Consider the following 11883-nt stretch of genomic DNA (forward strand, 5'->3'; position numbering starts at 1 on the left):
ATCTGGCCACCTCGACGCCAGATGCACGACACCTGCGACCTGGCACGCTGTCGCCCGTGACCAGACGACTCGTGGTGGGCGCGGCACTCGTCGACGACCTGACCCGGCCGACGCGGCTGCTCGCCGCCCGGCGTACCGAGCCCTCCTCTCTCGCCGGCGGCTGGGAGCTGCCCGTCGGCAAGGTCGAGCCGGGTGAGGGACTCGATCAGGCTCTGCATCGCGAGCTCGACGAGGAGCTCGGCGTGCAGGTCGAGCTGGGCGAGGTGGTGCCCGGCCCGCTCGTCGGCGGGACCGAGAGGGGAGCGTGGCCGCTGGGCGACGCCTACGCCATGCACGTCCGGCTCGCGCGCATCATCCACGGGACGCCCCGGGCCCTGGCCGAGCACGACGCGCTGCGCTGGTTGGAGCAGACCGAGCTGTACGACGTGGGCTGGCTGCGCGACGACCGTCCCGTCATCGAGGCGGTGCAGCGGCTGCTGGCCTCAGACGGTTGAGGGGTCGGCGAGGGCTGCGTCCAGGTGCGAGTACAGCGTCACCAGGGCGGCTCGTACGCCGGTGAGGTCGGAGCCCAGTCGTTCGTCGAGTCGCGCCTGGGCCGCCATCGCCGACCGGGCGGCGCCGCGGTGGGCCTCGGCGCCGGCCGGGGTGAGCGCGACGTACGAGGACCGGCCGTCGGCGGGGTTGGGCACCCGCGACAGGTGGGCGCGGCGTTCGAGGGTGCCGAGGTAGCCCGTCAGCGTCGAGCGCGGCAAGGACAGCTCGTCGGCGAGGTCGCTGGGCTTGACCGGCTCGCGGTGCATCGCCAGGGCTGAGTAGATCGCGAACTCCGAGGGCGTGATGCCCGTGCCCTGCAGAGCCTGTGAGAGCACCGCTCCGACCTGCTGCTCGATGAGGAACACGTTGTAGAAGAGCTCGTCGGGCACCGCGGGTCGGCGGGACGCGGACTGCGGCATGGGGTCAGGGTAAGCGCGGCACCGTCCGCCCGCCGGGCGGGTGGTCAGCGGGGCTCGAAAATCCTGAGACACTAGGGATCATGCCCAGCATGTCTCGCAGCGACATCCGCAATGTCGCCATCGTCGCCCACGTCGATCACGGCAAGACCACTCTTGTCGACAAGATGCTCTGGCAGGGAGGTGCCTTCGGCGAGCACGACCACGTCGACGAGCGGGCCATGGACAGCGGTGACCTGGAGCGCGAGAAGGGCATCACGATCCTCGCCAAGAACACGGCGATCCACTACAACGGTCCCTCTGCTGCTGCGCACGACGCCCCCGACGGCGTCACGATCAACATCATCGACACTCCCGGTCACGCCGACTTCGGTGGCGAGGTCGAGCGCGGCCTGTCGATGGTCGACGGTGTCGTCCTGCTCGTCGACGCGTCCGAGGGCCCGCTGCCCCAGACCCGGTTCGTGCTGCGCAAGGCGCTCGCCGCCAAGATGCCGGTCATCCTGTGCATCAACAAGGTCGACCGACCCGACAGCCGCATCGCCGAGGTCGTCGACGAGGCCTACGAGCTGTTCATGGACCTCGACGCCGACGAGGACCAGATCGAGTTCCCGATCGTCTACGCCTCCGGCAAGGCCGGTGCCGCGAGCCTCAACCGCCCGCAGGACGGCACCCTCCCCGACAACGAGGACCTCGAGCCGCTCTTCAAGACCATCATGGAGACGATCCCGGCCCCGTCGTACGACGACGACGCCCCGCTCCAGGCACACGTCACCAACCTCGACTCGAGCAACTTCCTCGGCCGCCTGGCACTGCTGCGCGTGTTCAACGGTGAGCTGCGCAAGGGCCAGCAGGTCACCTGGTGCCGCCACGACGGCTCGACCGAGAAGGTCAAGATCACCGAGCTGCTGATCACCGAGGGTCTGGTGCGCAAGCCGCTCGACACCGGCGCGGCCCGCCCCGGCGACATCATCGCCATCGCCGGCATCCCGGAGATCATGATCGGCGACACGATCGCCGACGCCGACAACCCGATCCCGCTGCCGGTCATCACCGTCGACGAGCCGGCGATCTCGCTGACGCTGGGCACCAACACGTCCCCGCTGGTGGGCCGTGGGCCGACCAAGGGCACCAAGGTCACCGCGCGCATGGTCAAGGACCGCCTCGACAAGGAGCTCATCGGCAACGTGTCGCTGCGCGTCCTGCCGACCGAGCGTCCCGACGCCTGGGAGGTCCAGGGCCGTGGTGAGCTCGCGCTGGCGATCCTGGTCGAGCAGATGCGGCGCGAGGGCTTCGAGCTGACCGTCGGCAAGCCGCAGGTCGTCACCAAGGAGGTCGACGGCAAGACCCACGAGCCGGTCGAGCGCCTGACGATCGACACCCCCGAGGAGTACCTCGGCGCGATCACGCAGGTGCTCGCGGCGCGCAAGGGCCGCATGGAGCAGATGACCAACCACGGCACCGGCTGGATCCGTATGGAGTTCCTCGTGCCGTCGCGCGGCCTGATCGGCTTCCGCACCGAGTTCCTCACCGAGACCCGTGGCGCGGGCATCGCCCACCACATCTTCGAGGGCTACGAGCCGTGGGTCGGCACCATCACCACGCGCGTCTCCGGCTCGCTCGTCGCGGACCGCTCCGGCCCGGTGACCTCCTACGCGATGGTCAACCTTCAGGAGCGCGGCTCGCTGTTCGTCGAGCCGAGCACCGAGGTGTACGAGGGCATGATCGTCGGCGAGAACTCCCGCGCCGACGACATGGACGTCAACATCACCAAGGAGAAGAAGCTGACCAACGTGCGTGCGTCGTCGGCCGACAACTTCGAGAAGGTCGTGCCGCCGCGCAAGCTCTCGCTCGAGCAGTCCCTGGAGTTCTGCCGCGAGGACGAGTGCGTCGAGGTGACCCCGGACGCCATCCGCATCCGCAAGGTCATCCTCGACGCCGGTGAGCGCGCCCGCGCTGCTGCCCGCGCCCGTCGCTGAAGTTCCTGCCCGACCGTGCGTCTGCTCTTCGTCCACGCCCATCCTGACGACGAGTCCCTGTGGACCGGCGTCTCGATCGCGCACCACGTCGCTGCCGGTGACGAGGTGCACGTCCTCACCATGACCGCCGGTGAGGAGGGCGAGGTCATCCCGGCCGAGCTGAAGCACCTCGAGCTGCCCGCCGGCCAGGAGCGCGACCCCGAGCAGGGGAGCGACCTGGCCGGCGTACGGCGCGATGAGCTCGCCGCGGCCATGGACGTCATGGGCGTCGCGTCGTGGACGCTGCACGAGGGCTACCGCGACTCCGGCATGGTCGGTACGCTGTCGGCGCGCCACCCCCGCGCGTTCGTGTCGGTGCCCGTCGACGAGGCGGCTGCCGTGGTGCGTGCTCACGTCGAGCGCTGTGCCGCCGACGTCGTGGTGACCTATGACGAGCGCGGCGGGTACGGCCACCCCGATCACATCCAGACGCATCGTGCGACGGTGGTTGCTGTGCGTGAGATGCCTTCTCCGCCAAGGCTTTTCGCCGCTCTGACGCCACGCTCGTGGGCGGCTGACGACCGCGCCGCGACGGCCGGCGTCGCCCCTGACGTGCGTCACGGCTGGGGTGTCACCCTGGCACCTGAGCCGTACGCCCCCGAGCTGTCCGTGGCTCCCGACGAGGTGGTGACCCACGAGGTCGTCGACCTCGCGGCACGGCGGCGGCAGGCTGCCGCGCTGCAGCACCACGCCACCCAGGTGCGGGTGCTCGACGAGGAGTTCTACGCGCTGTCCAACGACGTGCTCGCCCGGTTGTCCGGTCGCGAGGGGTTCGTCGAGCTCGATCCGCGTGACGGTCGTACGGTGGCAGGCTCGGGCCGGCCACGACGAGGACTGGAGGGACGATGACGAGCGAGCAGGTGACCGACGTCGACGAGGGCGCCTACCGGCGTGCCGTGAGCAGGTTCGCGACGGGTGTCACGGTCGTCAGTACGCGGTCCGGCGAGATCGACCACGCGATGACCGCCAACGCCGTCTGCTCGGTCTCCCTCGACCCGCTCCTCATGCTCGTCAGCGTCGAGAACGAGGCGCGTTTCTACGACGCGGTGATGGACTCCGGCGTGTGGGGCGTGAGCATCCTTCCGGCGACCGCCCGCGGCACGGCACAATGGCTGGCGACACGCGGTCGTCCGCTGCACGGGCAGCTCGACCGGGTGCCGCACCACAGGGGCGAGGCGACCGGCGTACCACTGCTGTCGGAGGCACTGGCGCAGATGGAGCTTCGGACGGTGCAGACACACGCCGCAGGCGATCACACGTTGGTGGTGGGCCACGTACTCTCGGTGCAGACCAGCGAGCACCCGGGGGACGCCCTGGTCTACTACCGAGGACGATTTGGAGCACTGGAGTGAGTACGAAGGACGAGGGGACACCGAAGGCCGAGCAGCCTGAGGTGGAGGAGTCCGCGGCCGAGCAGGCCGCAGACGAGCAGGGCACTCCGCAGGACACCGCCTCGACCGATGAGTCCGGCGCTTCCGAGGTCGAGCCGCAGGACGCCGACGAGTCCGTTCGCGAGTCCGTGGAGGACGCCGCCGACACCGACGCTGCCGACACCGACGCTGCCGACACCGACGCTGCCGACACCGACGCTGCCGACACCGACGCTGCCGACACCGACGCTGCCGACACCGACGCCGCCGACACCGACGCCGCCGACACCGACGCCGCCGACACCGACGCCGCCGACACCGACGCCGCCGACACCGACGCCGCCGACACCGACGCCGCCGACACCGACGCCGCCGACACCGATGAGACGGTCGTCGCTGAGCCGGCCGTCGAGGCGGAGTCCGCCGACGACAGCAGCGATGCCGAGTCCGTCGAAGACAGCAGCGACGCCGAGTCTGCTGAGGACGAGACAGTGGTCGCCGAGCCCAAGGCTGACGCGGAGCCCGTCGAGGACGAGACCGTGGTCGCCGAGCGCACCCCGACGCCCGAGCCCGAGGACGCCTCCGAGGCCCGTACGCAGCCGGTCGACATCCGCAAGGACGGCGCGCCTGAGCAGCCCACGTCGGCACCTGACGACGAGGTCGTCGAGGAGCCCGCGGACGACGACGCCACGGTCGTCGGCGCGGCTCCGCTGCCCGCACCGGCCAAGCCGCCGCGCACCGAGCAGGTCAGCGCCACACCGCCCGCACGTCCCGAGCCGACACCCGCGCCTGAGCCCGAGCGCGTGGCGCGGCCGGAGCAGCCCGCTGCGGGTCCGGACCCGGATGCGACGCAGGCCCACCCGATCGGGCACCGGCCGGTGGCTGCCGGTGCGGCCGCACCGGCGTACGACCTGGACGACCTGGCCGACGACCAGGCCGAGGGCACCACCGCCCGGCCGGCCACCGCGCCGTCGCCCAAGCCCGCGCGCGACGACCTGCTGCGCAACATCTGGCTGCGTGTGGGCGTGCTCGCGTTCGTGCTGATCGGCGCCTACGTCGCGCTCGCCCTGTGGGAGGGCGACCGGATCTCCTCCGGTACGACGGTCGCCGGTGTCGAGGTCGGTGGCCTCAGCAAGGCCGACGCCACCGCCAAGCTCAACGCCGAGGCCACCCGCCTGGCCGCGCAGCCGGTCAGCGTGACCGTGGGCGAGGACCGTGTCCAGCTGCAGCCGGCCTCGGCCGGTCTCGCGCTCGACGTGCCGAAGTCACTCGACGGACTCGGCGGACGCGGCTTCGGCCCCGGTCGGGTGTTCGGCTACTTCACCGGTGGCGAGGACCGCGCAGGTGTGGTCAAGACCGACTCCGCCAAGGTCGCCGAGGCGGTCGACAAGGCCGCCGCACCGCTGCTGACGAGTGCCCCGGTCGACGGCTCGGTCAAGTTCGAGGACGGTGAGGTCGAGGTCGTCCGGTCCAAGCCGGGTCAGGGCATCGACTCCGATGCGGTCGCGGCTCAGATCAGCAAGGGCTGGCCCGGCAAGCGCCAGTACTCCGCACCGATCGGTGAGCGTGAGGGTCGCCTCAAGAACGCCGAGATCGACCGGTTCGTGAGCACATTCGCCTACAAGGCGATGTCGGGCGACATCACCGTCACCGACGGCAGCGCTGAGGCGAGCCTGTCGCCGAAGCAGATGTCGGCGTACCTGTCCGTCAAGAACGACCGCGGCCGGCTGACGCCGGTGCTCGACACCGAGAAGCTCGTCGACAAGATCGCCGAGTCCGAGCCGAAGTTCGACAAGCCGGCTCGCAACGCCAGGATCGAGCTCACGGGAGGCCAGCCCAAGATCACGCCGGCCCAGGACGGCTCGCAGATCGACCGCGCCAAGGTCGGTCCGGCCGTGCTCGCCGCGCTGACCTCCGAGAGCCGTACGGCGACCGTGCCCACCTCGCCGGTCAAGGCCAAGATCACCACCGAGCAGGTCAAGTCGGTCAACACCACGACGGCGATCTCCGAGTTCCGCTCGCGGTTCCCCGGTGGTGAGTCCAACGCGGCGCGTACCAAGAACATCAAGGTGGCGCTGAGCATCCTCAACGGCCAGGTCGTGGCGCCGGGCGAGCAGTTCAGCCTGGTCAACGCCCTGGGCGGCGAGATGACCGCGGAGCAGGGCTACGTCGACGCCCCGACCATCCAGGGCGGGCGCGAGCGTCCGGCGATGGGTGGCGGCGTCTCGCAGGTCTCGACGACGGTCTACAACACCGCGTTCTTCGCGGGGGTGCAGCTGGACGAGCACAAGCCCCACTCGTTCTGGATCAAGCGCTACCCGATGGGCCGCGAGGCCACCCTGTGGATCCCGAGCCTGGACAACAAGTGGACCAACGACACCGGGGCGCCGATCCTGATCCAGGCCGGCACCGAGGGCAACGAGGTCGTGATGCGCTTCTACGGCAAGAAGGCGTTCACGGTCACGACGACCACGGGCAAGCCCCGCAACAAGACCCAGCCCAAGAAGGTCTACGACGAGCACCCCGAGTGCATCGAGGTGTCGCCCAACCCCGGCTTCACCGTCGATGTGTTCCGGACGGTCAAGAAGGGCTCTGAGGTCGTCAAGAACGAGAAGATCACGACGACCTACAAGGCGGCTGACGACATCGTCTGCGGCAAGGCTCCGGCGGGTTCGAGCACCAAGCCTCCGTCCAAGAGCACCGAGCCTCCGCAGGACTGAGGGCGGCGTTCGCAGATCGGACCCGTCCGACGGCGCCCGACGGCGAACGGCGATGATGCGTGAATGACTTCGGACCTGGTCGCCGACCTGCGCGCCGCTGGGCTGCGTGACGTCCTCGCGGACTCCACCACGCGCGCGGCGTACTCCTCCGACGCCTCGCTCTACCGCCTGGTCCCGCAGGTGGTCGTGCGCCCGTACGACCGTGACGAGGTGCTCGCCGCGGTCGCGGTGGCGCGCCAGCACGGCGTGCCCCTGACCTCGCGCGGAGGCGGTACGTCGATCGCGGGCAACGCGGTCGGGCGCGGCATCGTGCTCGACTTCAGCCGGCACATGAACCAGGTGATCTCGCTGGACCGTGCGTCGGCCAGTGCGGTGGTGCAGCCCGGGACGGTGCACGCCACGCTGCAGAAGCAGGCGCTCGCGGCGGGCCTGCGCTACGGCCCGGACCCGTCGTCGCACACCCGCTGCACCATCGGCGGCATGATCGGCAACAACGCGTGCGGCAACCGGGCGCTCGGCTACGGCAAGACCGGCGACAACCTGCTGGGCGCCGAGCTGATCACGGCGGCGGGGGAGGTCCTGCGTACGACGGTCGGCACCCCGCGCGCCGACGTGGTCGCCTCCTCGCCGGTGTGGGCCGGACTCGACGAGATCACCGGTCGCCACCTGTCGACGATCCGTACCGAGCTCGGCCGGTTCGGGCGCCAGGTGTCCGGTTATGCCGCTCAGCACCTGCTCCCCGAGAACGACTTCGACGTCACGCGCCTGCTGGCCGGCAGCGAGGGAACGCTCGGCGTGCTCACCGAGGCCACGGTGCGCCTGGTCACCGAGCCGGCCGAGCGGCTGCTGGTCGTGCTCGGCTTCCCCGACATCGCCTCCGCCGGCGACGCCTCGCCCCACATGCTCGAGTTCGGGCCGGTCGCGGTCGAGGGGCTCGACCGACGCATCGTCGACATCCTGCTCGCGCGTCGCGGTCCTGCAGCCGTGCCCGAGCTGTCGCGGGGTGACGGCTGGCTGCTGATCGAGCTGGCCGGCGACGACGCAGGTGAGGTGGCCGCTCGCGCGCAGCGGCTCGCGGCCGCGGCCGGCGCCCTCGAGGCTCGCGTGGTCACCGACAAGGCCGAGGCGGCGACGCTGTGGCGCGTGCGTGAGGACGGCGCCGGGCTCTCCGGTCGCAGCCCGCGCGACCGCCCGGCCCACGCCGGCTGGGAGGACGCCGCCGTGCCTCCGGAGCGGCTCGGCGCCTACCTGCGCGACTTCGACGCGTTGCTCGAGCAGCACGACCTCACAGGCCTGCCCTACGGCCACTTCGGTGACGGATGCCTGCACATCCGCATCGACTTCCCTCTCGAAAAGCCTTCTGGCTCAGAGGCTTTCGGCCAGTTCCTGCGTGAGTCGGCCGCGCTCGTGGCGTCGTACGGCGGGTCGTTGTCCGGTGAGCACGGCGACGGCCGGGCGCGCAGTGAGCTGCTGCCGACGATGTACTCACCCGAGGCGCTCGCGCTCTTCGCCGAGATCAAGCACCACTTCGACCCGGACAACCTGCTCAACCCGGGCGTGCTCGTCGACCCCGACCCGGCGACCGCCGACCTGCGCGTGCCACAGGCCAAGCCGGTGCGTACACCGTTGGCGCTCAGCCTGATTCACGACCGAGGCGACTTCACCGAGGCCGTCCACCGGTGCACCGGTGTCGGCAAGTGCCGCGCCGACAACACCGCGACGGGCGGCGTGATGTGCCCGTCGTACCTCGCGACCGGTGAGGAGAAGGACTCCACCCGCGGTCGGGCGCGCGTCCTGCAGGAGATGGTCAACGGCTCGCTCGTCAAGGGCTGGGACGCGCCCGAGGTGCACGAGGCCCTCGACCTGTGCCTGTCGTGCAAGGGCTGTGCGTCCGACTGCCCGACCGGCATCGACATGGCCACCTACAAGTCCGAGGTGCTGCACCAGACCTACAAGCGCAAGGTGCGTCCGCGCTCGCACTACGCCCTCGGGCAGCTGCCGCGTTGGGTCCGTATGGGCTCGCGGATGCCCAAGGCCGTCAACGCGATGTTCAAGGTGGGCGACAGGTTGTCGGCGCTCAAGAAGGTCGCGGGCGTCGACCCCAGGCGGTCGATCCCTGAGATGGCGCCGCAGACGTTCCGAGCCTGGGCGAAGGCGAACGGCGTTGCCACGTTTGACCGTTCGGCGATCACCGACCGTCAGGTCGTGCTGATGGCGGACACGTTCACCGATCACTTCTCGCCCGAGGTCGGCCAGGCGGCCGTGCGCGTGCTGCGCGCCGCCGGTTACGACCCGGTGCTCGACCCGCCCGGCTGCTGCGGCCTCACCTGGATCACGACCGGCCAGCTCGATGCGGCACGTCGCATCCTCGGCGACACGATCGCCGGCCTGTACGACGCGGCCGCGGCCGGCGTACCCGTCGTGGGTCTCGAGCCGTCGTGCACGGCCGTGCTGCGGTCCGACGCCATCGAGCTGTTCGACGCGGCTGGGGGAGAGGCGGCCGAACGGGCTCGTACGGTCGCCGGTGCTGTGCGCACCCTGGCCGAGCTGCTGACCGCTGATCCCGACTGGGCGCCGCCGTCGCTCGCGGGCGAGAAGGTCATCGCCCAGCCGCACTGCCACCACCACGCGATCATGTCCTGGACCCCGGACGCCGCCCTGCTCAAGAAGTCCGGCGCCGACGTGCAGCGCCTGGGCGGATGCTGTGGTCTGGCAGGCAACTTCGGCGTCGAGCTCGGCCACTACGAGGTGTCGGTCAAGGTCGCTGAGCACTCGTTGCTGCCCGCGCTGCGCGACGACGCGGACGGCTCTGCGACGTTGCTCGCCGACGGGTTCTCGTGCCGTACGCAGGTGGCCGACCTCACCGAACGCCGCGGCGTCCACCTCGCCCAGCTGCTCGACCCTGACCGCATCGCCGGCGAAAGCTGAGCAGCTGCACACGTATGGGTGTGCGCCTCGCCAGCTTGTGCCGGCGGGCTACAGGCGACGGACGTCGAGCTGCGTCTCGCGTGCCGTGCCGTCGGCGCCGGGTTCCACGAAGTACGCGCCCTTGCCGTCGATCTCGGTGACTGCTTCGGCGAATTTCGTTCCGCGGTAAAGGATTCCGACGCCGTCGTCGCTCGCAATCCGGCCGGGAGCGTGCCGTCGGCGATGAGCGACTCGAACAGCGGACGCCTCCGAGCCTCCGAGTCGTAACGCACGCCGTTGCTGTACGGCACGAGCGCCAGCCCGTTGGTGACCGGGCGCAGCTGCGGCCCGAACGAGTCGGTCGTACCCCCGACGTGCCAGCAGATCGACCCAGCGGAGACGCCGGTCAGCACCACGCCCGCCTCCCACGCGGCGCGCATGGCGTCGTCGACGCCGTGCAGCTGCCACATCGCGAGCAGCCCGGCCACGCTGCCGCCCATCACCCAGATGACGTCCTGCTCCAGCAGGTGCGCCGCGACGTCGGCGTGGTTGGGCATCGGGAACAGCTGGACGTGCGACGACGACCAGCCCGCCACGCGTGCCGCCTCGTGCAGGCGGGTGAGCACCAGCTCGTTGTCGCCGAGAGCGGTCGCGAGGAAGCAGACGCGCGGCGCCCGGCCGCTCACGCCGGCGAGGTCGACGGCGTACGTCGACAGCGCTGACATCTCCAGCGCGGTGTGCTCACCCGGACGGAGTCCGCCGGAGGTGGCCAGGATCGTGGGCTGCTCAGCAGGCATGGCCGCGACCCTAGGCGCCCGAACGCCCACTCACCATGCGAAATATGACTTCAGACGTCGGTATACCGCCGGCCCGTGAAGTCACATTTCGCCTTGTCAGTGGGGCTTGGCGTACCAGTACTCGTGGTGCACGTCGAACCCCAGCGACCGGTACAGCCCCACCGCCGCGTCGTTGTCGGCCGACACCTGCAGGTACGCCGACCGCACGCCCCGAGTCTGCGCCTCAGCTGCCGCAGCACGCATCACCGCCCGGGCGAGCCCGCGACGGCGGAACGCCGGCAGCACGTGCACCGCGAACACGCCGGCCCAGCCCTGGCTGAAGGCCGCGCGCCCGATCGCGGCGACTTGACCGTCGACCGTGGCCACGAGGTAGGCGCCGTCATCGACCTGGTCGAGCATCGCTGCCAGCGTCGCGCGATGCTCCTGCTCGCGGCCGGTCGTGCCCGACCACCAGCGCTCGTCCGGGCGGGCGAGCGCCTCGACCCGCACGTCCGGTGCGGACGCCGCGGCCAGCAGGTCAGCGGGGGCGGTCATGACCAGCGTCTGCTGGAACACCTGCCAGTCGTGGTCGAGCGCCCACGCCCCGATCGGGTCCTCAGCCACGGCGAACCCGACCGGCCCGAACAGCTGCACGAGCGGGGGACGGCCGCGATCGGCGTACCAGCGCTCGACCTCGGCCATCGCCGACCCGAGCGGGAGGCCGGGGTCGCCGAGCGGGAGCAGGGAGTTGCCGCGGCCAGTGTAGCCGTCGGCGCTGCGCAGCAGCCACCGGCCGAGCCAGTCGCGTCGCAGTGGCGGCATCCCCGCGACCATCAGCTCCTGCAGGTCGGTCATCGAGATCGCCAGATGCGGACGTCCTCGACGCGACGGCGCAGGCGGCACCTCCTTGGCCGCGACCACACGGTCACGCTCGATGGTCACGTCACCGCGACGGGTGCGTACCTCGAGTGCCTCCGGCGAGGTCGCGACCAGCTCTCCGACCGTGTCGGTGAGAGAGGGAGAGCCGGGCTCGGCGTCCAGCCGTGACCGGACCACGATCCGCATGCCGACACGGAGCGCGCAGGTGAGGTCAGACTCACTACGGTTGTCGTTCATCGCGTCGGCATACTAGGCAGAGCACCGGC

General features: G+C 70.8%; 8 protein-coding genes and 1 pseudogene. 6 read left to right on the forward strand and 3 right to left on the reverse strand.

The genetic code is table 11. The annotated features are described in order from the left end of the window. Positions 1-56 precede the first annotated feature (56 nt). Complete coding sequence (locus VV01_RS03910) at positions 57-494, forward strand: (deoxy)nucleoside triphosphate pyrophosphohydrolase (protein ID WP_231635144.1); 438 nt, start codon at positions 57-59, stop codon at positions 492-494. Here the strand turns inward: VV01_RS03910 and VV01_RS03915 are convergent. Further along, positions 483-953, reverse strand: a complete 471-nt coding sequence (locus tag VV01_RS03915) for a MarR family winged helix-turn-helix transcriptional regulator (RefSeq protein WP_050668750.1) — start codon at positions 951-953, stop codon at positions 483-485. The genes VV01_RS03910 and VV01_RS03915 overlap by 12 nt on opposite strands. 80 nt (positions 954-1033) lie before the next feature. On the opposite strand from VV01_RS03915, the gene typA reads away from it, so the two are divergent. From typA to VV01_RS03940, 5 genes are all read left to right on the forward strand, one after another. Then, entirely contained in the window at positions 1034-2926 is a 1893-nt protein-coding gene (gene typA / locus VV01_RS03920) for a translational GTPase TypA (protein WP_050668751.1), read from the forward strand. A 15-nt stretch (positions 2927-2941) separates the two neighbouring features. Beyond that, on the forward strand, positions 2942-3814 hold the full coding sequence (locus tag VV01_RS03925) for a PIG-L family deacetylase (protein WP_050668752.1): 873 nt from the start codon (positions 2942-2944) through the stop codon (positions 3812-3814). Beyond that, a complete protein-coding gene (locus tag VV01_RS03930) occupies positions 3811-4317 on the forward strand; it encodes a flavin reductase family protein (protein ID WP_050668753.1) in 507 nt (168 codons plus the stop codon). Before VV01_RS03925 ends, VV01_RS03930 begins: the two co-directional genes overlap by 4 nt. Beyond that, positions 4314-7055, forward strand: a complete 2742-nt coding sequence (locus VV01_RS22740) for a VanW family protein (RefSeq protein ID WP_050668754.1) — start codon at positions 4314-4316, stop codon at positions 7053-7055. Before VV01_RS03930 ends, VV01_RS22740 begins: the two co-directional genes overlap by 4 nt. Positions 7056-7118: 63 nt before the next feature. Further along, positions 7119-9983, forward strand: coding sequence for an FAD-binding and (Fe-S)-binding domain-containing protein (locus VV01_RS03940; RefSeq protein WP_050668755.1), 2865 nt, complete (start codon positions 7119-7121; stop codon positions 9981-9983). A gap of 48 nt (positions 9984-10031) precedes the next feature. Here VV01_RS03940 and VV01_RS22175 read toward each other — a convergent pair. Further along, positions 10032-10759 (reverse strand): annotated as a pseudogene (locus tag VV01_RS22175) (Type 1 glutamine amidotransferase-like domain-containing protein). 96 nt (positions 10760-10855) lie between these two features. Continuing rightward, positions 10856-11854: a GNAT family N-acetyltransferase gene (locus VV01_RS03950; protein ID WP_050668757.1), complete on the reverse strand. Its 999-nt coding sequence runs from the start codon at positions 11852-11854 to the stop codon at positions 10856-10858. Positions 11855-11883 lie beyond the last annotated feature (29 nt).

Source organism: Luteipulveratus halotolerans (genome assembly GCF_001247745.1).
Taxonomy (GTDB): Bacteria; Actinomycetota; Actinomycetes; order Actinomycetales; family Dermatophilaceae; genus Luteipulveratus; species Luteipulveratus halotolerans.

What these genes read in the sequence shown, in the direction of transcription:
- VV01_RS03915 (WP_050668750.1), bottom strand. Translation starts at nt 953, where the DNA reads ATGCCGCAGTCCGCGTCCCGCCGACCCGCGGTGCCCGACGAGCTCTTC.
- typA (WP_050668751.1), top strand. Translation starts at nt 1,034, where the DNA reads ATGCCCAGCATGTCTCGCAGCGACATCCGCAATGTCGCCATCGTCGCC.
- VV01_RS03930 (WP_050668753.1), top strand. Translation starts at nt 3,811, where the DNA reads ATGACGAGCGAGCAGGTGACCGACGTCGACGAGGGCGCCTACCGGCGT.
- VV01_RS03940 (WP_050668755.1), top strand. Translation starts at nt 7,119, where the DNA reads ATGACTTCGGACCTGGTCGCCGACCTGCGCGCCGCTGGGCTGCGTGAC.
- VV01_RS03950 (WP_050668757.1), bottom strand. Translation starts at nt 11,854, where the DNA reads ATGAACGACAACCGTAGTGAGTCTGACCTCACCTGCGCGCTCCGTGTC.